The 20,460-nt window shown below is 71.8% G+C and carries 20 protein-coding genes; 6 read left to right on the top strand and 14 right to left on the bottom strand.

Annotation, left to right across the window (positions count from 1 at the left end; all coding sequences use genetic code 11):
* Positions 1-71: 71 nt before the first annotated feature.
* The 3 genes from glnII to AB0D53_RS12525 all read right to left on the bottom strand — a co-directional run bounded on the left by glnII (position 72) and on the right by AB0D53_RS12525 (position 3,841).
* Positions 72-1,106: a glutamine synthetase gene (gene glnII / locus AB0D53_RS12535; protein WP_362444086.1), complete on the bottom strand. Its 1,035-nt coding sequence runs from the start codon at positions 1,104-1,106 to the stop codon at positions 72-74.
* A 102-nt stretch (positions 1,107-1,208) separates the two neighbouring features.
* Positions 1,209-2,369: a hypothetical protein gene (locus AB0D53_RS12530; RefSeq protein WP_362444083.1), complete on the bottom strand. Its 1,161-nt coding sequence runs from the start codon at positions 2,367-2,369 to the stop codon at positions 1,209-1,211.
* Positions 2,366-3,841, bottom strand: coding sequence for a hypothetical protein (locus AB0D53_RS12525; protein WP_362444080.1), 1,476 nt, complete (start codon positions 3,839-3,841; stop codon positions 2,366-2,368). Before AB0D53_RS12525 ends, AB0D53_RS12530 begins: the two co-directional genes overlap by 4 nt.
* A 208-nt stretch (positions 3,842-4,049) precedes the next feature.
* Between AB0D53_RS12525 and AB0D53_RS12520 the strand changes: the two genes are divergently transcribed.
* Positions 4,050-4,961, top strand: a complete 912-nt coding sequence (locus tag AB0D53_RS12520) for a Gfo/Idh/MocA family oxidoreductase (RefSeq protein ID WP_362444077.1) — start codon at positions 4,050-4,052, stop codon at positions 4,959-4,961.
* 111 nt (positions 4,962-5,072) lie between these two features.
* Here AB0D53_RS12520 and AB0D53_RS12515 read toward each other — a convergent pair whose 3' ends face one another.
* Complete coding sequence (locus AB0D53_RS12515) at positions 5,073-5,534, bottom strand: MarR family transcriptional regulator (protein WP_362444074.1); 462 nt, start codon at positions 5,532-5,534, stop codon at positions 5,073-5,075.
* 99 nt (positions 5,535-5,633) lie between these two features.
* Between AB0D53_RS12515 and AB0D53_RS12510 the strand changes: the two genes are divergently transcribed.
* The gene (locus AB0D53_RS12510; protein WP_362444071.1) at positions 5,634-6,491 is read left to right on the top strand and encodes an alpha/beta fold hydrolase; all 858 of its coding nucleotides are present in this window, start codon (positions 5,634-5,636) and stop codon (positions 6,489-6,491) included.
* 42 nt (positions 6,492-6,533) lie between these two features.
* Here AB0D53_RS12510 and AB0D53_RS12505 read toward each other — a convergent pair whose 3' ends face one another.
* Positions 6,534-6,893, bottom strand: coding sequence for an arsenate reductase family protein (locus AB0D53_RS12505; protein ID WP_362444068.1), 360 nt, complete (start codon positions 6,891-6,893; stop codon positions 6,534-6,536).
* Positions 6,894-7,013: 120 nt separating this feature from the next.
* Between AB0D53_RS12505 and AB0D53_RS12500 the strand changes: the two genes are divergently transcribed.
* Complete coding sequence (locus tag AB0D53_RS12500) at positions 7,014-7,283, top strand: hypothetical protein (protein WP_329813837.1); 270 nt, start codon at positions 7,014-7,016, stop codon at positions 7,281-7,283.
* Between the two features lie 130 nt (positions 7,284-7,413).
* Here the strand turns inward: AB0D53_RS12500 and AB0D53_RS12495 are convergent, their stop codons facing one another.
* Positions 7,414-7,848 (bottom strand): hypothetical protein, encoded by a 435-nt coding sequence (locus tag AB0D53_RS12495; RefSeq protein ID WP_362444065.1) that lies wholly within the window; start codon positions 7,846-7,848, stop codon positions 7,414-7,416.
* Between the two features lie 149 nt (positions 7,849-7,997).
* On the opposite strand from AB0D53_RS12495, the gene AB0D53_RS12490 reads away from it, so the two are divergent.
* Complete coding sequence (locus AB0D53_RS12490; RefSeq protein WP_362444062.1) at positions 7,998-8,483, top strand: FxLYD domain-containing protein; 486 nt, start codon at positions 7,998-8,000, stop codon at positions 8,481-8,483.
* Between the two features lie 53 nt (positions 8,484-8,536).
* Here the strand turns inward: AB0D53_RS12490 and AB0D53_RS12485 are convergent, their stop codons facing one another.
* Positions 8,537-8,842 (bottom strand): hypothetical protein, encoded by a 306-nt coding sequence (locus AB0D53_RS12485; protein ID WP_362444059.1) that lies wholly within the window; start codon positions 8,840-8,842, stop codon positions 8,537-8,539.
* Between the two features lie 1,670 nt (positions 8,843-10,512).
* A complete protein-coding gene (gene glnA / locus AB0D53_RS12480) occupies positions 10,513-11,922 on the bottom strand; it encodes a type I glutamate--ammonia ligase (RefSeq protein WP_329813841.1) in 1,410 nt (469 codons plus the stop codon).
* 254 nt (positions 11,923-12,176) lie between these two features.
* Here glnA and AB0D53_RS12475 point away from each other — a divergent pair, with 254 nt between their 5' ends.
* Positions 12,177-12,644, top strand: coding sequence for an RDD family protein (locus tag AB0D53_RS12475; protein WP_362444056.1), 468 nt, complete (start codon positions 12,177-12,179; stop codon positions 12,642-12,644).
* A 108-nt stretch (positions 12,645-12,752) separates the two neighbouring features.
* On the opposite strand, the gene AB0D53_RS12470 is transcribed toward AB0D53_RS12475, so the two are convergent.
* From AB0D53_RS12470 to lipB, 4 genes are all read right to left on the bottom strand, one after another.
* Positions 12,753-13,460: a DUF4191 domain-containing protein gene (locus AB0D53_RS12470; protein WP_362444053.1), complete on the bottom strand. Its 708-nt coding sequence runs from the start codon at positions 13,458-13,460 to the stop codon at positions 12,753-12,755.
* A 19-nt stretch (positions 13,461-13,479) separates the two neighbouring features.
* Entirely contained in the window at positions 13,480-13,680 is a 201-nt protein-coding gene (locus AB0D53_RS12465) for a hypothetical protein (protein ID WP_329813844.1), read from the bottom strand.
* Between the two features lie 341 nt (positions 13,681-14,021).
* Positions 14,022-14,987 carry a lipoyl synthase gene (lipA, locus tag AB0D53_RS12460; RefSeq protein WP_362444049.1) on the bottom strand — a complete coding sequence of 322 codons (966 nt, stop codon included), beginning with the start codon at positions 14,985-14,987 and terminating at the stop codon, positions 14,022-14,024.
* Between the two features lie 132 nt (positions 14,988-15,119).
* Positions 15,120-15,932 (bottom strand): lipoyl(octanoyl) transferase LipB, encoded by an 813-nt coding sequence (gene lipB / locus AB0D53_RS12455; protein ID WP_362444046.1) that lies wholly within the window; start codon positions 15,930-15,932, stop codon positions 15,120-15,122.
* 262 nt (positions 15,933-16,194) lie between these two features.
* Here lipB and AB0D53_RS12450 point away from each other — a divergent pair, with 262 nt between their 5' ends.
* A complete protein-coding gene (locus AB0D53_RS12450; protein WP_362444043.1) occupies positions 16,195-17,961 on the top strand; it encodes a regulator in 1,767 nt (588 codons plus the stop codon).
* Between the two features lie 57 nt (positions 17,962-18,018).
* Here the strand turns inward: AB0D53_RS12450 and AB0D53_RS12445 are convergent, their stop codons facing one another.
* Both AB0D53_RS12445 and AB0D53_RS12440 read right to left on the bottom strand, forming a co-directional pair.
* Positions 18,019-19,326 carry an NAD(P)/FAD-dependent oxidoreductase gene (locus AB0D53_RS12445; RefSeq protein WP_362444040.1) on the bottom strand — a complete coding sequence of 436 codons (1,308 nt, stop codon included), beginning with the start codon at positions 19,324-19,326 and terminating at the stop codon, positions 18,019-18,021.
* A 209-nt stretch (positions 19,327-19,535) separates the two neighbouring features.
* Positions 19,536-20,435, bottom strand: a complete 900-nt coding sequence (locus tag AB0D53_RS12440; RefSeq protein ID WP_362444037.1) for a TIGR01777 family oxidoreductase — start codon at positions 20,433-20,435, stop codon at positions 19,536-19,538.
* Positions 20,436-20,460: the final 25 nt, after the last annotated feature.

The raw sequence follows: 20,460 nt of genomic DNA, 5'->3' as shown, positions 1-20,460 counted from the left end.
GGGTGGTGCCACGACGAGGGGGCGCCCACCCGGCCGGGTGGGCGCCCCCTCGTGCGGACGGCGGAGCGGGATCAGACCTGGTCGGCCTTCTCCAGCGCGGCGCAGCAGGTGTCGACGATCAGCCGCGTGACGACGTACGGGTCGACGTTGGCGTTCGGGCGGCGGTCCTCGATGTAGCCCTTGCGGTCCTGCTCGACCTGCCACGGGATGCGGACCGAGGCGCCGCGGTCGGAGACGCCGTAGCTGTACTCGTTCCACGGGGCGGTCTCGTGCAGACCGGTCAGCCGGTCGTCGATGCCCGCGCCGTAGTTCTTGACGTGGTCCATCGGCTTGGAGCCCTCGCCCAGCGACTCGCACGCGGTGATGATCGCGTCGTACCCCTCGCGCATCGCCCTGGTGGAGAAGTTGGTGTGCGCGCCCGCGCCGTTCCAGTCGCCCTTGACCGGCTTCGGGTCGAGGGTCGCGGAGACACCGAAGTCCTCGGCGGTGCGGTACAGCAGCCAGCGGGCGACCCACAGCTGGTCGGAGACCTCCAGCGGGGACAGCGGGCCGACCTGGAACTCCCACTGGCCGGGCATGACCTCGGCGTTGATGCCGGAGATGCCGAGGCCCGCCTTCAGGCAGTTGTCGAGGTGCCTCTCGACGATCTCGCGGCCGAATATCTCGTCGGCGCCGACACCGCAGTAGTAGCCGCCCTGCGCGGCCGGGAAGCCGCCCTCGGGGAAGCCGAGCGGCCGGTGGCCGTCGAAGAAGGTGTACTCCTGCTCGATCCCGAAGACCGGCTCCTGGCCCGCGAAGCGCTCGGCCACCGGGCGCAGCGCGGCACGGGTGTTGGACGCGTGCGGCGTCATGTCGATGTCGAAGACCTCGCACAGTACGAGGATGTCGTCGCCGCCGCGGATCGGGTCCGGGCAGCTGAAGACGGGCTTCAGCACCCGGTCGGAGGCGTGGCCCTCGGCCTGGCTGGTGCTCGAACCGTCGAAGCCCCAGATCGGCAGCTGGGCCACGTCCTGCGAGGGGCTCCCGGCCATGATCTTCGTCTTGGAGCGGAGCTTGGCGGTCGGCTCGGTGCCGTCGATCCAGATGTACTCAGCCTTGAACGTCACGGAAGCCATCCTTTGCGGGTGCTGCGGTCCTGCGGTCCGGTCTACGCAGCGCAGCTTCGCAAGACGCGATTTCCCGTCCGTTGCCCGGATGTGAACCCCGTGTTACCGAGGATTTCCGCCTTGCGCGCGGGCCCTGAGCAGCGACTCGAAGCCGGCCGCGCGGATCCGGCGGACCACTTCCTCCTCCGTGGTGCCCAGCGCCCGGGCCGCCTCCGCGAGCCGCCAGTCCGCGTCGGCGAGCCGGTGCAGCAGATGGCCGCGCCTGACCTGGGCCTCGGACAGCCGGAACGTCTTCAGGTACGCGACCTGCCCCTTGTGATCGGTGATCGTCTCACCGATGTGCTGCCCCGCCCCGCCCGTCCGGAACGGCGGCAGGAACCGCCACAGCGTGAACGAACCCATCCGGTACACCCGGTCGAAGGCGTACGAGCTGTCCAGCAGCTCACCCGCGAACAGGGTGTCGTGCGCCTCGGCCCACTCCCGCTCGCACTCCCGCGCCGCCGCCCGCAGCGCGGCGAGCGACCGCAGCCCCGGACCGTCGGGTATCCGCGCCGCGAACTCCGGCACCGGAGCGCCGTACAGCGCGTACTGGTGGATCAGCTCGCCGTACAGGTCCTCGACCAGCGACGGGTGCAGCAGCCGGTAGTCGTCCGGGTGCGGCAGCACGAACGCGGCGGCGAGCGCGTCGGCCGCGTACACCATCACTCCGCACTGGCCGGGATGGATCTCGAAGACCCGCAGCGCGTCACCGAGCCCGCGCACCGACCACCCCATGTACGCGTCCTCGGCGCGCGGCGAGAGCCCGTCGCGCAGCGCCTGCCGCGACCACTCCTCCCAGGCGACGGAGGGGCCGCCGAAGTGCAGGGCCAGATAGCCCTCCAGCGCGAGGTGCAGCGGCAGGAAACGCAGCCGGTCGCCGGGCCGGCGCTTCGCCATCCGGTGGTGGCGGTGGCGGTGGAGCCGCGCGGTCCGGGGCGCCGGCCGCCTGCCGGCCCCGGAGCCCGCCGCGGCGCCGAGCTGCGTACCGTACGCGGCGGACTGCTCGCCCTCGCCGGACCAGTCGGCGACGAAGCCGTGCGGGACGACCGAGGCGTAGTGCGTGCGCGGCCCGAGGTCCACGACGCCGTACCCGTGGTCCGCGTAGAGCTCCTCGTGCAGCCGCAGCCCCTCGACGGGCTGTTCGCGCACCAGCGGCACCAGCCGGATGCCGCCCCACACCTGGGCGGGGCGGGTGGCGAGCCCGGTCGTTTCGAGCCTGTTCACGATGCCGCTCCTGTCCCGTCGTCGCTCACGAAACGTGCCACCTGCCGGTCCAGATAGGCGTACAGCGCCGCCGCTCCCGTACGTCCCTCGGCGAACCCCGCGATCTCCACCAGGGCCGGCAGATCCTCCGCGTCCCGGACACCCGCCGTGGGCACGCTCGGCGCCAGGCGCCGCACATCGAAACCGTCCGCGTCGTATACGGGGTTCACATGCACCACCGCCGTGCGCCGGTCCGGATCGAGCCGGGTCCGCCAGACCCGCAGCACCTCGCCCGCGAGTCCGGGCGGCGCGTTGTCCCAGCCGTCCGAGACGATGACCAGCCGGTCGGGGCCCAGCTCCAGCGCGTCCAGCACACGGCTGCCGAGCGGGGTCGGCCCCCAGGGCCTGGCCAGCAGCGGATCGGTGCGGCCCGATGTCCACAGCGGGGTGTACGCGCCCGGCGCGGCGAGCGCCTCCAGCAGGAAGTGGCAGGCCAGCGCCACGGCGAGCGGCCGGCGCCGCTTCTCGCCCGACCCGGACGACGAGTAGCTGTCGTCCAGCACGGCGGCGACCCGGCCCCAGCCCCCGGCGTGCGGCCCCGCCGCGCGCCGGGCCGCCGAGCGCAGCGCACGGGTCAGCTCCGCGCGGTGCGCACTGCGCGCCTCGAAGCCGAGCGACAGGACGTACAGGGCGAGCCGGGTCAGCGGCATCACGGTCAGGTCCACGTCCGCGGGCAGCCGTGCGTCGTCCCCGGCGGCGCGCTGCCCCAGGGTCCGCAGCCGCTCCAGCCGGGTCATCCGCGGCGCCATCCGCTCCAGGAACACCTCGCGCTTCATCCCGCGCCGGGCGGCGAAGCCCTCGGCGACGGTGAACGGCAGCTCCTCCACGGCCCCCTGCTCGTAGTGGGCCCGCCGCCAGGCGTCGAGCAGCCCGTGCCGGTAGCTCGTCCGGTATCCCGGCCGGAACAGGAAGTCCCCCGTCTCGTCCGGCTCCCCGGGCCCGCCGAACCGGAGGTGGACATGGCGGGCGGCGGTCTTCAGCCCGGAGCGGTACTTCACCGCGTCGTGCGCCGGGTCGGGCCGGGCGGCCAGCCAGTCCCGCATGATCGCGCGGGTGCGCCGGTTGTTCACCCCGGCCGCGCGCAGCGCCCGGAACAGCCGGTACACGCGCTGCGGCGGCAGCTTCGCCAGCCGGGCGGCGATCAGCCGGCCCTCGGTGCGCTTCTCCCCGGGGCTCGCGTCGGCGGCGTGCTCCAGCAGGCCCCGGACGACGAGCGCGGCGTTGTGGTCGTTGATGTCGAGGGCGAGCGCGGCGGCGTACACCCGGCGGTAGTTGACCCGCACGTACTCGTGGAGGAAGTCCAGCGAGAGCCGCTGCTCGTACGCGGTCGAGCGGAACTCGCGCTGCCCGGTCGCGGTGATCGCGGCGTTGACGAAGAGCAGCACGTCCTCGGCGGCGACGAGACCGGCGTCGGTTCCGGTGCTGGTGGTCATGGTTCCCCCGTGGAGTCACGCGCCGCCGTGCACCCGGGCGGAGCGCCGGCCGGGGAATGGGGGCGCGAACAGCGAAATCAGTGCTTCAGAGGCAAGTCCCGGAAGTCGCAGCCGGAGTCCCGCGGCCGGCCCCGCAAACGTAGCCACCGACAGCGCCCCGCGCCAACTCAATACGAGGTGGGCCCGGCCGACCCGGCAGACTTGCCCCATGACGACACTTCCCCCGACCCCCCTGCGCATCGGCCTCGTCGGTACGGGCCCCTGGGCCCGGAACACCCAGGCCCCCGCCCTCGCCGCCCACCCCGGCGTCGCACTGAGCGGTGTCTGGGGCCGCCGCCCCGAGGCCGCGAAGGAGCTGGCCGCCGCGCACGGCACCACGGCGTACAGCGGCGAGGCGGGCATCGACGAGCTCTTCGCCGCCAGCGACGCCGTCGCGTTCGCCCTGCCGCCGGACGTCCAGGCCCCGCTCGCCGCCCGCGCCGCGGCCACCGGCCGCCATCTGCTGCTGGACAAGCCGGTCGCGACCACCGTCGCGGGCGCCCGCGAGGTCGTCCGGGCCGCCGAGCAGACCGGGATCGCCTCCGTCGTCTTCTGCACCCTGCGGTTCGCGGCCGAGACATCCGCCTGGATCGAGGAACAGGCCGCCGTGGACGGCTGGTTCACCGCCCGTGCCGAGTGGATCGGCGCACTGTTCGCCCCGGGTGCGACGAACGAGTACGCCGCCTCGCCGTGGCGCCGCGAGAAGGGCGGCCTGTGGGACGTCGGCCCGCACGTCCTGTCGGTCCTGATCCCGGTGCTGGGCGACGTGACCCGGCTGACCGCGGCCCGCGGCCCGTCCGACACCACGCACCTCGTCCTCCGCCACTCCTCCGGCGCGTCCAGCACGGTGACCCTCGCCCTGGGCGCGCCCGTGGCCGCGGCCGCCACGGAGATCGAGCTCCGGGGCGAACAGGGAACGGCCACCCTGCCGCGGTGGTCCGACCCGGTCGCCGGGTTCCGGGCGGCGGTCGACGCGCTGATCCATTCGGTGCGCACGGGGGACCCGCACCCCTGCGACGTACGGTTCGGGCTGCGTCTGACGGAGCTGCTGGCGGAGGCCGAGAAGCAGACGGACGCGTAGTACGGCGACGGCTCCGCCGCGGCGCCCGCCGCATCGGCGTCCGGCGGAGCTCCGGCCATGCCCCGGTCCCGTGGGGCCGGGGAGCTATGCCGGCCGGGGGCGCTCCGGTGGTCAGGGGGCCGGGGTGACCGCCCGGTGCGCGGCGAGCAGGAAGCGCCGGACGGCAGCCGTCTCCTGCTCGTCGAAGTCGCGCAGCACCGCCACCATGCTCTCGATCAGGGGCCCGAAGAACGCCCACCCCAGCTCCACCGCCCGCTCGTCGACCGCCAGCAGTACGCGCCGCCGGTCGCGCGGATCACGGGTGCGGGTGAGATGGCCGAGCCGTTCCAGCCGGTCGATGACGGCGGTGGTGCCCGCCGAGTTGAGCCCGAGCTGCGCGCCGAGCCACCCCGCGGTGGCGTCCGTACCCGCCCGCGCGGCGTCCAGCAGGCAGATCAGGGCGCGGACATCGGTGCTGTGCATGTCGTGGAGGGCCGCGAACTCGGCCTGGCGCAGCCCGAATTCGACGGACACCTTGCGCAGCAGATGCACGATCTCCAGTTCCGGTTCCGGCTTCGGGCCCTGCTCGCTCATCGTTGGTCCTTCCATTCCGCCGAGTCTATTATCTCGCCGAGCGAGATAATATTCGGGAGCAGCGGGAGCAGCGGGAGCAGTACGACCGGGGAGGAACCCATGACATCCACATCGGTACCCACGTCGTTCCACCAGGCGTACGACGAGGTCCTCGCCGTCGGCTGGCCCGCCGGGACGACGTACTCCGAGGTCACCACCCCGTACGGCACCACCCGCGTCAACAGCTGCGGCCCCGCCGGCGCTCCGCCCCTGGTGCTGCTGCCCGGCGGCGGTGCCACCTCCGCCGTCTGGTACGCCCAGGCCGCCCACCTGGGCCGCACCCGCCGCGTCCATGCCGTCGACCTGATCGGCGACCCGGGCCGCAGCGTCGCGGGCGAGCGCCCGATCCGTACGGTGGCGGACCTGGCGTCCTGGCTCGACGGGGTGCTGGACGGGCTGGGGGCCGGCCGCACCGCGCTGGGCGGGCATTCCTACGGGGCCTGGATCGCTCTCCATTACGCCCTGCACGCGCCCCACCGCGTCTCGGGGCTGGTCCTGGTGGACCCGACGCAGTGCTTCACCGGCTTCCGGCCCGGCTACCTGCTGCACGCGCTGCCGATGCTGATCCGGCCGAGCGCGAAGCGGACGCGGGCCTTCCTGAGGTGGGAGACGGGTGGCGCCGCGCTCGACCCGGCCTGGCTGCGCCTGCGCGACGCGGCCACGGGCTTCCCGTCCGCCCGCCCGGTCACCGGTCCCCGCCCCGCGCCGGAGGCCCTGAGCGCACTGGACGTACCGACCCTGATCCTGCTCGCCGAACGCGGCCGGGCCCACGACCCGGCCCGCGTCACCGCCGCGGCGGCCCGGCTGCTCCCTCGGGTGACGACGGCGACGATTCCCGGCGCCACGCATCACACGCTGCCGCTGTACGGGCCGACGGCAGGCGAACTGAACCGCAGGATCGAGGAGTTCATCGAGTGACGGGCCCGTGCACGGGCCTGCCCACGGGCCGCCCGCGGACGCTCAGCGGTCCAGCACCTCGCGTACCGCCTCGTCCGTGCGCGCCACGACGGCGGTCCCGTCGTCCGCGGTGATGATCGGCCGCTGGATGAGCCTCGGGTGCTCGGCGAGGGCCGAGATCCACCGCTCGCGCGAACCGGCCTCGCGCGGCCACTCCTTGAGCCCGAGCTCCTTCGCATCGGCTTCCTGCGTCCGCGTGATGTCCCACGGCTCCAGCCCGAGCCGGTCGAGCACGGCCCGGATCTCGTCCGGCGACGGCACGTCCTCCAGATAGCGGCGGACGGTGTATTCGGCACCCTCCGCATCGAGCAACTGCACCGCGCTGCGGCACTTGGAACAGGCGGGGTTGATCCAGATCTCCATGGGGCCAAAGGTACGCGAGGGACGACCCGAAAGCCCTTCTGGACAGCGCCGATTGTCAGTGCCGGGCAGTAAAATAAAGGCAGTTGGTGAGGGTTCCACGACCATGCCAGGAGGTTGCCCATGGCCGTTGCCGCAGTCACGACCAAGCCGCTCCACAAGCCCCTGATGAAGAAGCCGCTCCCCGCGGGCCGGCCCCGCGAGTGGTACGTCTCCCACAACCGCCGCCTGAAGGCCATGCGCCTGGCGATCGCCCTGCTCGACACGGGCGTCTACTACCCGTCGACCGCGACCAACGACAGGATATGCGCGACCGCCGAGCGCATCGGCATCCACCCGCCGTCCGACACGACCTGCCGCATGGTCCGCGCCCTGATCCGCTACGGCCGCTGACGTCCGGCGCACCCGACGACCGTGTCCCCGAGCCCCTGTACGGGGCCCGGGGACACGGCCACGTCCGGCACGGTCATGTACGGCACGGCCACATACAGCACGGTCATGCACAGGCGGTAATGGACCCGGCTCAGAACCCGCCGCAGGTCGCCGTGGCGAAGGCCCCGGAGGCCGTGGCCGTCCGAACCGTCCCGTTGTCCGCCGTCACCGCGCAGGTGACCTCGCCGCCCGATGCCCCGAGGGAGACGGCGAAGGAGCCGCCGCTCATGAAGCCCCTGGTCCGGGTCTCCCCGGCCCAGGGCAGCGTCCGCAGAGTCAACCGCGTGGTCGAGAGCTCGCCGTCGTGCCAGGTGGGATAGGTGACGGTGACGTCCTTGGCGGTGCCGGTGACCTCGTACGTGATCCGCAGCGGCTTCGTCCCCTCCCTCGCCAGCGCACCGGCGACCGCCCCGACGGCGACGGCGCCACCACCGGCCGGCGCGAGCACGACCACGAGCAGTACCCAGGGCCACCGCCGCCGGCGCCGCGCTGCTTCCGGGACTCCATCCGGCCTCTGGTCGCTCATGCCCCCAGCCTCGGCCGCCCCGCGCGGCACCGCGAATCGACGCTGTCCCTCCGCTCACCCGACCGGCGTACACCGCATGCGGCGCCGGCCGCCGCCCCTTTGACTGGGGCGATGGGTGAAGGGGGGAGTGGCGAGTGCTGGGAGGCACGATGACGAGGAGAGCCGCGCGGGGTCTGTGGGCCGCACTGCTGACGACGGCCGTGCTGTCGACGGGCGCAGCCTGTTCCGACGGCGGCGGCAGCGCCTCCAGCACGGCGTCCAAGGCCGCGTCCGCCGCGGCGTCGGCGGCATCCCGGGGGGCCGACGTGGTGGCCTCGGCGACGGCCGCCGCGGGCGAGAAGCTGAACGGCTTCAAGAACGGCGTGAATGCCAAGAGCGACGTCGAGCTGGGCAGGCCGAGCACCGACAACGACGGCCGCGCCACCGTGAAGGTCACCGTGAAGAACAGCACCGACTCCGCGAAGTCGTACGCGGTGCAGGTCAACTTCCGTGACGGGAGCGGCAATCTGCTCGACACGGTCGTGGTGACGGTCGACGACATCGGCCCCAAGGCGTCCAAGGACGCCACGGCCCGCAGCAACCGCAAGCTGTCGGGAGAGGTTGAGGCCGAGGTGGGACGGGCTCTGCGGCACTGATCACGCCGCGAGGGCGCGCGACTGTCACGTGCCGTTGGAGGAATCCCCCGGAGTCAGATCGACGGCAGAACACTCACGACGATCGGAGCCGGGGGATTCGAGGGTGTGGGCACCTGGATGAGGAAGGGGAAGAACACGATCTCGCTTCCCGTATTCAGCGCCCGCTGCGAAACCCGGTAGCAAACGACCTCATTCGGATTGTCCACGAGTGTGTAGCACTTGAGCACCGAAGGCGCGACCTGGAAATTCTGCTGCGAGGCAACAGAGCTGCCCGCTGACGTGCCCAGGATGCCGGCTGTCAAAAAGGAAGCCGCCGCGGCGACACCGATGTTCCGCAAAGTTGTCATCTTCATGTCCATCAGCTCAAAGGCTCGGGGTGAACTGGAGTTCCCCATCGGCGTGCTGGGACTTCAGCGGCCCCGGCATCATGGCTCGACGGGGACGGATTCTCGTAGAACCAGAACTGCTCGTAGAGCTGGAACTGGGCGTTGACAACCACTGTATCGTCCGGCCCGGTCTCCTGCTGTTCCGTCGTTTCCGGTTGTGTCGCGTTCCCCGGATTCCGTCTCGTACGGCCCCTGTCTCAACTCGCCGGTCGTGACTGGTTGAATCCGGGAAATCTCTCGGTGCGACATCCGCGAGGAGAGCGCGCAAGCTTGGGGAGGAGGCATCCCAGGATTCCGCCTGGAGTTGCTGCTGTCGGTCCCGTCATCGCGTCAGCATCACGTCGGAGTCGCGCTGTGGCCGAGGCCCGATGCTCACGATGAATGTGACTGGAACAGCAAGAAAGCACAGTGCCGGAAAGGGGAAAACCGTGAGAGGAAACGTCGTCCTGAGTTCCGCCGCGGCCGTGGCGCTTGTCGGAGGGCTGGCTGCGACCACTGTCGTTCCTGCTTCCGCTGCCCCGACCCAGACGTGTCGGGTTGTGGCGAGCACCTTGACGGGAGAGAACTTCGATCCCAGCGCGTTGTTCGTCGTATCCCCCGGGGGGATGGTGCTGCGCCCTTCTCTTGACGGTCGTATAGGACCGGCCGCTGTGACGGGCACGGGCAGCTTCTCCGTAGGCCCTGTGGCCTGCGCCGGGGGAGGATCGGCGGCATCGGCCGGCGCGGGCGCAGCCACTGCCGCCGCTGCCGGAACGAGCGCGGCACAGGCGGCGAGGGCCAGGGGCGCCTCCCCGCAGGAGGCGGCGGCACAGGGTGCAGCTGCCGTGCAGGCCACCGGGCGAAACCTCGGCCTGTCGCAGACGGTGATAAACCAGGTCACCAATCAGACGGTCAACAACCTGAACCAGATCATCGGTTCCACGATCGGTGGGTCCGTCATCGCGGGAAGCGGTAACACGGTCGGCGGTGGCAACACGGTCGGTGGTGGGACGACCACGACTCCGGGCACTGGTGGTGGGACGACTACTACCCCGGGTACCGGTGGTGGGACGACTACTACCCCGGGTACCGGTGGTGGGACGACTACCACTCCGGGCACTGGTGGTGGGACGACTACCACTCCGGGTACCGGTGGTGGGACGACTACTACCCCGGGCACTGGTGGTGGGACGACTACTACCCCGGGCACTGGTGGTGGGACGACTACCACTCCGGGCACTGGTGGTGGGACGACTACCACTCCGGGTACCGGTGGTGGGACGACCACGACTCCGGGCACTGGTGGTGGGACGACTACCACTCCGGGTACCGGTGGTGGGACGACCACGACTCCGGGTACCGGTGGTGGGACGACCACGACTCCGGGTACCGGTGGTGGGACGGCCACTACCCCGGGTACCGGTGGTGGGACGACCGCTCCCGGCACCGGAACCGGCGAGCAACCAGTGATGATGCCGGCTCTGTGATTCCCTGTTCCCACAGGCGGAGAGTCCGGGCCGGCGCAGGCGTGAGTCCCCTGACGGTGTCCCGCGTCCGGTAGTTGAGTGTCGGCCCCGATCGCCCATGAGCCCTCATCGAGAAATCGATGAGGGCTCATGGGACTGTGCGGGCGTCCGATCCGGAGCGGTCGGGCGATCCGCTTTCTAGAGGTCGAAGTACAGCTCGAACTCGTGCGGGTGCGGGCGCAGCTGGATCGGGGCGATCTCGTTGGTGCGCTTGTAGTCGATCCAGGTCTCGATCAGGTCCGACGTGAAGACGCCACCGGCCTGGAGGTACTCGTTGTCCGCCTCCAGCGCCTCCAGGACGGCCGGGAGGGAGGTCGGGACCTGCTGGACGTTCGCGTGCTCCTCGGGAGCCAGCTCGTACAGGTCCTTGTCGATCGGCTCGGCGGGCTCGATCTTGTTCTTGATGCCGTCGAGGCCGGCCATCAGCAGCGCGGAGAAGGCCAGGTACGGGTTGGACGACGGGTCCGGGGCGCGGAACTCGACGCGCTTGGCCTTCGGGTTGGAGCCCGTGATCGGGATGCGCATCGCGGCCGAGCGGTTGCGCTGCGAGTACACCATGTTGACCGGGGCCTCGAAGCCGGGGACCAGACGGTGGTAGGAGTTCACCGTCGGGTTGGTGAACGCCAGCAGCGACGGGGCGTGCTTGAGGATGCCGCCGATGTAGTAGCGGGCGATGTCCGAGAGGCCCGCGTAGCCCTGCTCGTCGTAGAACAGCGGGTCGCCGCCGGCCCACAGGGACTGGTGGACGTGCATGCCCGAGCCGTTGTCGCCGAAGATCGGCTTCGGCATGAAGGTCGCGGTCTTGCCGTTGCGCCAGGCGACGTTCTTCACGATGTACTTGAAGAGCATCAGGTCGTCGGCCGCGGCGAGCAGCGTGTTGAACTTGTAGTTGATCTCGGCCTGGCCGGCGGTGCCGACCTCGTGGTGCTGGCGCTCGATCTGGAGGCCGCTGTTCTCCAGCTCCAGGGACATCTCGGCACGCAGGTCGGCGAAGTGGTCGACCGGCGGGACCGGGAAGTAACCGCCCTTGTAGCGGACCTTGTAGCCCCGGTTGTTCTCGACCGCACCGGTGTTCCAGGCGCCGGCCTCGGAGTCGATGTGGTAGAAGCTCTCGTTCGCCGACGTCTGGAAACGGACGTTGTCGAAGACGTAGAACTCGGCCTCGGGACCGAAGTACGCGGTGTCGGCGATACCGGTGGAGGCGAGGTACGCCTCGGCCTTCTTGGCCACGTTCCGCGGGTCACGGCTGTACTGCTCGCCGGTGATCGGGTCGTGGATGAAGAAGTTGATGTTGATGGTCTTGTCGCGGCGGAAGGGGTCGACACGGGCGGTCGACAGGTCCGCGCGCAGCGCCATGTCGGACTCGTGGATGGCCTGGAAGCCGCGGATCGACGAGCCGTCGAAGGCAAGCTCGTCGGCCGGGTCGAAGGTCGCCGCCGGGACGGTGACGTGCTGCATCACACCGGGCAGGTCACAGAACCGGACATCGATGAACTTGACGTCATTGTCGGCGATGTACTTCTTCGCGTCGTCGGCGTTCTGGAACATCCAACTCCTCCTACTCCCGGCCCGGGAGGGACGGGGTTGTAGCTCGTGGTGCGGCCAGTGCGGTGGCACACGCTGGACCCGACCATAGGCAGACCGGATTTCTCAAGCATGACCCATTTGTTTCGCAGAAGTTAACCGAGCCGGGTGTGACCGGCACCTCGTGACCGGTTACGGCCCCCTGTTCCGGCCGCTCCGGGGGCCCGTAGCGGCACCCGCCCGGCCGGGCGGGAGAGCGGGCGCAGTACCGTGTTCGGGTGGACAACAGGCAAGCAATCGGATCGTGGCTCTCCGGGCCGCGCGCGGCCGCCGAGGAGATGGGGGCCGATTTCGGCTACCGGGGCAAGCGGCTCGGCCTGCCCGAGCAGGGGCCGGGTTCCGTGGCGCCGCTCGGCCGGCGGTTCGGCGCGATCTTCATCGACTGGGCCCTGTGCCTGCTGATCGCATACGGGCTGTTCGCTCGCGGTGACCAGCAGGCGGCCGGAAACTGGGCCGTGGGGATCTTCCTCGTACTGAGCGTGCTCACCGTCGGGACCATCGGCTGTACGCCGGGCAAGCGCATCCTGGGCCTCAGGGTCGTCGCCGAGAACGGCGGCCGGCTGACGTTCGGGCGGGTGATCGTCCGGAGCGTGCTGCTGTGCCTGGTGATCCCGGCCCTGGTCTGGGACCGTGACGGCCGCGGCCTGCACGACCGGCTCGCCCGCGCCGTCCAGGTCCGCATCTAGCACCGGGGCCGCACCCAGGGCGAGAGGCCGAAGAAGCAAAGAGGCAAACGAAGAGGCGGGGCGCGAACCGGATGGTTCGCGCCCCGCCTCTTCGTACGTCCGGCGGGGTCAGCGCATCTTTCCGCCGCGCGGCATCCGCATGCCCTTCGGCATGGGGCCCTTCGGCAGCGGCATGTTGCTCATCAGGTCGCCCATCGCGCGCAGCCGGTCGTTGGTGGCCGTCACCTGCGGACCGGTGAGAACGCGCGGCAGCTTCAGCATCTTGGTGCGCAGCTTCTTGAGCGGCACCTGGCCCTCGTCGTTGCCGACGATGAAGTCGTGCACCGGTACGTCGACCACGATGCGGGCCATCTTCTTCTTCTCGGCCGCGAGCAGCAGCTTCACGCGGTTCGCGTTGCCCTCGCCGACCAGCACGATGCCCGCCTTGCCGACGGAGCGGTGGATGACGTCCTGGCTGCGGTTCATCGCGACCGCGGGTGTCGTCGTCCAGCCGCGGCCCACACGGTCCAGCACCGCCGCCGCGGCGCCGGGCTGCCCCTCCATCTGCCCGAAGGCGGCACGCTCGGCACGCCGTCCGAAGACGATCGCCATCGCGAGGAGGGCCAGCACGAAGCCCAGGATGCCCAGGTAGACCGGGTGGCCGATCAGGAAGCCGACTCCGAGGAGGACACCGAAGGTGACAATTCCCACGCCCGCGACGACAAGACCGACCTTCGGGTCGGACCGCCTGGCCATCTTGTAGGTCAGGGCGATCTGCTTGAGCCGCCCCGCGTTCTCGGCGCTGTCCGCGCCTTCAGTTTTTGCCTTCCTCGCCATGTACAGAAGTTTACGTGGCCTAGGAACGGTGGTCCGCCGCGGCCTCCAGTACGTGCTCGGCCTCGACCCTGTCCTTGGCCCGGCGCCGGTCCTCCAGGACGGCGGTCCAGGCGTTGCGGCGGGCGGTGCGCTGGCCGCTGGCCAGAACCAGCGACTCGACGGCACGGAGAGCATCGGTGACGGAAGGGATGGCGGTGGCGCGTACCGGCACGGCCTGCATCGTGGAAATCTCCTCGGAGCGGATGTGCGGACTGAGTTGCGTGGACTCAGCTGCCCGGGCCGAACTGCCCGGGACTGCGTTGCGCGGAATGGGTGGCGTGCGCTGGGGTGCGGGAAGCGGGGGCGGCAGCGGCCCGGGCGGCTGCTGCCGGCCACCGCGCCGTGTGCACCCAGCGTCACTGCTCGGTGTTACCAGCGCATGACCGGTCGGTCAAACACCAATGAAACCTTGATACGGGCGCCGCGCACGCCGAAGCGGCCCATACGCGCCCCCGACCTGCGGGGAGCGTACGGGCCGCGCCGAAACAGCTATTACCGAGCGGTAGCTTCTTGTGCTCGGATTCACACGGTGGGCGTCGCGGCGACGGCGCCGCGACGCTCGATCGCCTGCTGGAAAAGACGGCCCGCGCGGTACGAGGAACGCACCAGCGGCCCGGACATCACGCCGGAGTAGCCGATCTCGTCGGCCTCCTCCTTCAGCTCCACGAACTCCTGCGGCTTCACCCAGCGCTCGACCGGGTGGTGGCGCACGGACGGCCGCAGGTACTGCGTGATCGTGATGAGCTCGCAGCCCGCGTCGTACAGGTCCTGGAGCGCCTCGCTGACCTCCTCGCGGGTCTCGCCCATGCCGAGGATCAGGTTGGACTTGGTCACCAGACCGGCCTCGCGGGCCCGCGTGATGACCTCCAGGGAACGCTCGTAACGGAAGCCGGGGCGGATCCGCTTGAAGATCCGCGGCACCGTCTCGACGTTGTGCGCGAGCACCTCGGGGCGCGAGGAGAAGACCTCGGCGAGCTGCTCGGGCTCCGCGTTGAAGTCGGGGATCAGCAGCTCGACCTTGGTGCGGCCGGCCTCCCGCTCCGCGGTCAGCGTGTGGATCTGGCGCACGGTCTCCGCGTACAGCCAGGCGCCGCCGTCCTCCAGGTCGTCGCGCGCGACGCCGGTGATGGTGGCGTAGTTCAGGTCCATCGTGACGACGGACTCGCCGACGCGGCGGGGCTCGTCCCGGTCCAGCGCCTGCGGCTTGCCCGTGTCGATCTGACAGAAGTCACAGCGCCGGGTGCACTGGTCACCACCGATGAGGAAGGTGGCCTCACGGTCCTCCCAGCACTCGAAGATGTTGGGGCAGCCGGCCTCCTGGCACACCGTGTGCAGACCCTCGCTCTTCACGAGTTTCTGCAGCTGGTTGTACTCGGGGCCCATCTTCGCCCGGGTCTTGATCCACTCGGGCTTGCGCTCGATGGGGGTCTGGCTGTTCCGGACCTCGAGGCGCAGCATCTTGCGCCCGTCGGGTGCGACAGCGGACACTCCGGCACTCCCCTTTGCTTTCACTGCATTGGATTCTTCGGCGAACACCAGGGTACGCCCGTGGTTCAGACGGCTTTACGTGTGGCCAACCTGTGGCCGGCAGGGCCTATTCCCGGAGGTGCGCTCCGAGCGTCACGCCGTGGCCACGGCATCGTCCGTGTGCCCGATGGTGCGCGGGGCGAGCTCGGCGTTCTCCAGGACGTCCCCGAGGTGCTTCTCGACGACCGGGAGCACGTCCGCGATGGTGATGTCGCGGCCGAGCTCGTACGCCAGCGAGGTGACGCCCGCGTCCCGGATGCCGCACGGCACGATCCGGTCGAACCAGGTGTTGTCCGGGTTCACGTTGAAGGAGAAGCCGTGCATGGTCACGCCCTTCGCCACCCGGATGCCGATCGCCGCCAGCTTGCGGTCCTCGCGGCGCTGGCCGGCGTTGGACGGGGCGTACTCGGGGCCGTTCAGCCGGGCGTCGAACTCCTCGTCCTGCAGCCGCGGGTCGAAGTCGAGGGAGAGCCCGCCGATCGCCGGGCGCTCCTCGACCGGGTCGCCGAGCACCCAGACGCCGCTGCGGCCCTCCACCCGGGTGGTCTCCACGCCGAACTCGGCGGCGGTGCGGATGAGCGCCTCCTCCAGCCGGCGCACGTGCGCGACGACGTCCACCGGGCGGGGCAGCTTCTGGATCGGGTAGCCGACCAGCTGCCCGGGACCGTGCCAGGTGATCTTGCCGCCGCGGTCCACATCGATGACGGGGGTGCCGTCCAGTGGGCGTTCGCTGTCGGTCGTGCGCCGCCCGGCCGTGTAGACGGGAGGGTGTTCCAGCAGCAGACAGGTGTCCGGGACGGTGTCCTCGAACCTGGCCGCGTGCACCTCGCGCTGCTTCTGCCAGGCCTCCTGGTAGTCGACGGCTTCCTCGCCGAATCCCAGCCGGACGAACCGAAGCTCAGCCACGACAGATGCCTTCCTACTCGCGGTGCCGGGAGCCGGGGGTGCCCGGAGCCGCGTCACCATGCACTGAATCACGCCCCTGGCCACTGTACGACCGGCCTCCGGGCGACGGCCCGGCAGGTCTTCCCGTCAGCGCCGACCTCAATCCTCACACGATCGGATGAAAGTGAAGCGAAGGTGGCTGTGACCGCTGCGGAGGCCGCTAAATTCGCGCCGTTCCATAAGGGCCGCCGCCCGGCCCCGAAGGCAGGAGACCGTACAGCTGATGTCGGAACGACCTCCGCAGCGCACCCCCAACCGCCGACTCGCCTCGCTCATCACGGAGGCCGGCTTCTCCAACGCCGGCCTCGCCCGCAGGGTGGACCAACTCGGCCTCGAACACGGCCTCGACCTGCGGTACGACAAGACGTCCGTGACCCGCTGGCTGCGCGGTCAGCAGCCCCGCGGGACCACCCCCGCGCTGATCGCCGAGGTCTTCACCCGGCGGCTCGGGCGCCGCCTCTCCGCGCAGGATCTGGGCCTCGACGCGTGCGCTCCGGTCTACGCGGGCCTGGAGTTCGCGGCCACGCCCGCGGAGGCGGTCGACATCGTCAGCGGGCTGTGGCGGAAGGACTCGGGCAGCCATGCGGAGCTGCGCAAGATCGCCTTCACCCCGGCCGGGCTCGTCATCCCCAGCCGGGACTGGCTGATCGGACGGGCCGACGAATGGGTGGGCCGGGGCGTCGAGCCCTCGCCCCAGGCGCACGGCGGGACCGGTGGGGCCGCCGGGGCGGGCGGGACCAGCCGGTCCGTCGGGGCCGGTGGCCCCGGTGGGATCAGCGGGGCCAGGGGAGTCGCCGAGGCCGGTGGTTCCGTGCGGCCCGGCGGCGGTCCCGTCCCCGGCGCGGTGCGGGGAGTGCCCGGGGCGCCCGATTCCCACGGAGTGCACGGCCCGTACCGGGCGCACGGCGGTACGGGGGTGCCCGGCGTCGTCGGCCGGGCCCGTGGGCCCGTGCCCTCCCGGCCCTCCGGACCGTCCGCGCCCCCCGGCTCGCCCACACCCCCGCCACCACCGGCCCCCTCGGGCGGCACGGGGCTGCCGGGCGCCCCCGGCGTGCCCCGGCAGCGGCAGTCCGACCGCAGCTCCGGCCAGCGGGTCAGCGGTGGAGACGTCGCCGCCCTGCGCTCGGTCGGCGAGCTCTTCCGCACCCTCGACAACGCCTACGGCGGCGGCCACGCCCGCCAGGCCCTCGTGCGGTACCTGGAGCACGAGACGGAGCCCATGCTCCGCGGGACGTACGGGGAGGCCACCGGCCGCCGGCTCTTCTCCGCCGCCGCCGACCTGACCCGGCTGGCGGGCTGGACCTCGTACGACATCGCCGCCCACGGCCTGGCCCAGCGGTACTTCGTCCAGGCACTGCGGCTCGCCCAGGCCGCCGGGGACCGCGCCTACGGCAGCTACGTCCTGATCACCATGAGCCGGCAGGCGGTCTACCTCGGCCACGGCAGGGAGGCCGTGCAGCTGGCCCGGGTGGCCCAGCAGGGCATCGGCTCCTCGGCACCGCCCGTCGTCCAGGCCCTGCTGCACGCCGTCGAGGCACGCGGCCACGGGGTGCTCGGCGAGGCCAGGCACTGCACCACCTCGCTGGCGCGGGCCGAACGCGCGCTGGAGATCGCCCGGCCCGGCGACGACGTGCCGCACTGGGCCCGGTACTTCGACGAGGCCCAGCTCGCCGACGAGTTCGGGCACTGCCACCGCGACCTCCAGCAGTACCGCGCCGCGGCGCAGCACGCGGAGCGCTCCCTCCAGCTGCGCTCCCCGGCGTACGCCCGCAGCCGGCTGTTCTGCCGGGTGGTACTGGCCTCCGCCCGGCTCGGTCTCGGTGAGCTCGACCAGGCGTGCGCGCTCGGCGTCGAGGCCGCCCAGCAGGCCGCGGAGATGCGGTCGGTGCGGGCGACGGAGTACGTACGGGACTTCGAGCGGCGCCTGGAGCCGTACCGGGACGCGGCGGCGGTACGGAGCTACCGCGACCGGGTCGCCGCCCTGGGGTGAGCCCGGGGCGTGCCGTCGAACGGCCCGGGATGTGCCGTAGAACCGCCCAGGACGCCCCTACGCCGCCTCGGACAGCGCCGTCCCGCTCCCGTTCCCCGGCCGTACCCCCAGGTCGGTGAGGATCGCCTCGGCCGCGCGGCGGCCCGAGAACAGGGCGCCCGCCACGGTGCTGGTGTCGCGGTGGTCGCCGCACACGTACAGACCGGCGAGCAGCCGCACCGGGCGGCGCGGATCGTGCGGGGCCGGCATCGCGGGAACCGCCTCGGGATCGTGGTGGGCGGCCAGCAGCTCCCAGTCGTCGGTGGGGGTGCCGTAGAGCGCGGCGAGATGGGCGCGGACCGTGCGGTCCAGCTCGGGCGGCGGGGTGCCGAGCACCGTCGAGCTGATCAGCGTACGGCCGCGCGGCGCGCGCGAGGGATCGACCGCGCTCATCACCGCGGTGTGCGCGACCGGGCCCGAGCGGTCGGCGTCCAGCAGCAGCGCGGTACCGGTCGGCGGGGGAGCGGGGGCGGTGTGGTGAAGGACCGTCACGGGGTGGAAGGACGGAACCCGCAGACCGGGCAGCAGCTCGGCGGCGGCGCCCGCACCGGTCGCCAGCAGCAGGGAACGGCAGCCCAGTTCGCCGTGCTCCTTGGTGCGGACCGAGGTGATGTCGGCGGCCGTGACATGCACACCCGTGCGTACGGTGTCCGGCGGCAGCGAGGCCGCCAGGAGCTCGGGCAGCGTTGCCGCGCCGCCCTCGGGCACGCACAGCCTGCCGCGTGCGTAGCCGCGCAGGGCGAGGTCGGCGTACCGGCTGGACGTGCCGAGGCCGGGGTCGCTGAGCAGCGCGGAGAGCAGCGGGCGCAGGAAGCCGTTGACCGTGCGGGAGGGCAGGCCGCGGTGGGAGAGGGCGGCGAGCGCCGTCTGTTCGGGCCGGGCCAGGATGCGGGCGGACGGGGTGGCGGCGAGCCGGGACAGGGCGGAGCCCAGCCGGGCCTGGTCGATCGGCCCGCCCATCGGCGGCCGGGGGGCGCTTGCGAGGGCGCGCGCCGCTTTGAATGCGCCCCGGGCGCCCCGTACATCGCCGGTCCGGTACTGCCGTCCCTCGCTGTGGACGAGGACCCCCGGGGCGAAGCCGCGCAGCACCAGTCCTCCGAGACCGGGTGTCATGCGCAGCTCCGGGCAGGAGGTGTTGAGGAGCGGTCCGAGGTGGTCGAGCCGGAAGCCGTCCAGCTCCGCGGTGGTCATCCGGCCGCCGACCCGGGGGCCGGCCTCCAGGACGCTGACGCTTACCCCTGCGCTGGTCAATCGGTGGGCGGCTGACAGGCCGGCGATGCCGGCCCCGATGATGACGACGTCCGCGTGGTGTGCCGTGCTGAGCACGTGCCCCTCCCCGAGTCGGCGCGACTGCTGGGAGGGTATTGCCCCCAACAGGCCCCCGGAATGCCCGAGTTCGCAAGGAGGCTAGGAGGGTGGCCGATGAAGGCGCAGTCGCGCGCACCCGGGGCACCGTTGCACGGGGTCGCATGTCCGTCCGGTTTCACGGCGGGTGCGCCTTTCCCGCGGGGGGTGCCGGCCGGTGCGGGGCCGGCTCAGCGCAGCGCCGCGCGGATCGCCGCGTCGATCCCCGGGAAGGCGAACACGAAGCCCGAGTCCAGCAACTGGCCCGGCAGCACCCGCTGGCCGGCCAGCACATCCTCCGCGAAGTCCCCCAGGGCGAGCCGCAGGGCCGGTGCCGGGGCCGTGAAGAGGGTGGGGCGGTGCAGCACCCGCCCCATCGCGGCCGTCACCTCGCTGTTGGTGACCGGGTCGGGTCCGGTCAGGTTCACCGGGCCCGACAGCGACTCGGTGTCCAGGATGTGGCGCAGCGCCGCGACTTCGTCGTGCAGTGCGATGAAGCTCCAGTACTGGCGCCCGTTGCCCAGCCGGCCGCCGAGCCCCGCCCGGAACAGCGGGAAGAGCCGGGCCCAGGCCCCGCCCTCGCGGGCGACGACCAGACCGGTGCGCGCGTGCACCGTCCGTACGCCCGCCTCCTCTGCGGCGGCCGTGGCTGCCTCCCACTCCACGCAGACGGACGGCAGGAAGCCCTCGCCGGCCGGGGCGCTCTCGTCGACGGCACGGTCCCCGGTGTCGCCGTAGTAGCCGATCGCCGACCCGGACAGCAGTACCTTCGGCGGTACGTCCAGCGAGGCGACGGCCTCGGCGACCGCCGAGGTCCCGAGCACCCGGCTGTCCCGGATCTCCCGCTTGTACGCGGCCGTCCAGCGGTGGTCGCCGATCCCGGCCCCGGCCAGGTGGACGACGGCGTCGCAGCCGACCAGGCCCGCCACGTCGACGTACCCCCGCTTCGGATCCCACTCCACCTCGTCGCCGGCCCGCGCGGGGTGCCGTACGAGGCGCACCACCTCGTGCCCGTCGGCGCGCAGCGAACGCACCAGCGCCGCTCCGATGAGTCCGGATGCTCCGGTGACAGCGATACGGGAGTGCAGCATGGGTCCATCCTGCCCCAGCGGCCCC

The sequence above is a fragment of the Streptomyces sp. NPDC048295 genome (genome assembly GCF_040652135.1).
GTDB lineage: Bacteria > Actinomycetota > Actinomycetes > Streptomycetales > Streptomycetaceae > Streptomyces.
Note: the sequence above shows the minus strand (reverse complement) of the source record. Positions and strands in the feature narration are given on the sequence as shown.

Excerpts from the sequence above, each read along its gene's own strand:
- AB0D53_RS12525 (WP_362444080.1), bottom strand. The coding sequence starts at position 3,841 with ATGACCACCAGCACCGGAACCGACGCCGGTCTCGTCGCCGCCGAGGAC.
- AB0D53_RS12520 (WP_362444077.1), top strand. The coding sequence starts at position 4,050 with ATGACGACACTTCCCCCGACCCCCCTGCGCATCGGCCTCGTCGGTACG.
- AB0D53_RS12515 (WP_362444074.1), bottom strand. The coding sequence starts at position 5,534 with ATGAGCGAGCAGGGCCCGAAGCCGGAACCGGAACTGGAGATCGTGCAT.
- AB0D53_RS12510 (WP_362444071.1), top strand. The coding sequence starts at position 5,634 with ATGACATCCACATCGGTACCCACGTCGTTCCACCAGGCGTACGACGAG.
- AB0D53_RS12505 (WP_362444068.1), bottom strand. The coding sequence starts at position 6,893 with ATGGAGATCTGGATCAACCCCGCCTGTTCCAAGTGCCGCAGCGCGGTG.
- AB0D53_RS12500 (WP_329813837.1), top strand. The coding sequence starts at position 7,014 with ATGGCCGTTGCCGCAGTCACGACCAAGCCGCTCCACAAGCCCCTGATG.
- AB0D53_RS12495 (WP_362444065.1), bottom strand. The coding sequence starts at position 7,848 with ATGAGCGACCAGAGGCCGGATGGAGTCCCGGAAGCAGCGCGGCGCCGG.
- AB0D53_RS12490 (WP_362444062.1), top strand. The coding sequence starts at position 7,998 with ATGACGAGGAGAGCCGCGCGGGGTCTGTGGGCCGCACTGCTGACGACG.
- AB0D53_RS12485 (WP_362444059.1), bottom strand. The coding sequence starts at position 8,842 with ATGGACATGAAGATGACAACTTTGCGGAACATCGGTGTCGCCGCGGCG.
- glnA (WP_329813841.1), bottom strand. The coding sequence starts at position 11,922 with ATGTTCCAGAACGCCGACGACGCGAAGAAGTACATCGCCGACAATGAC.
- AB0D53_RS12470 (WP_362444053.1), bottom strand. The coding sequence starts at position 13,460 with ATGGCGAGGAAGGCAAAAACTGAAGGCGCGGACAGCGCCGAGAACGCG.
- AB0D53_RS12465 (WP_329813844.1), bottom strand. The coding sequence starts at position 13,680 with ATGCAGGCCGTGCCGGTACGCGCCACCGCCATCCCTTCCGTCACCGAT.
- AB0D53_RS12450 (WP_362444043.1), top strand. The coding sequence starts at position 16,195 with ATGTCGGAACGACCTCCGCAGCGCACCCCCAACCGCCGACTCGCCTCG.
- AB0D53_RS12440 (WP_362444037.1), bottom strand. The coding sequence starts at position 20,435 with ATGCTGCACTCCCGTATCGCTGTCACCGGAGCATCCGGACTCATCGGA.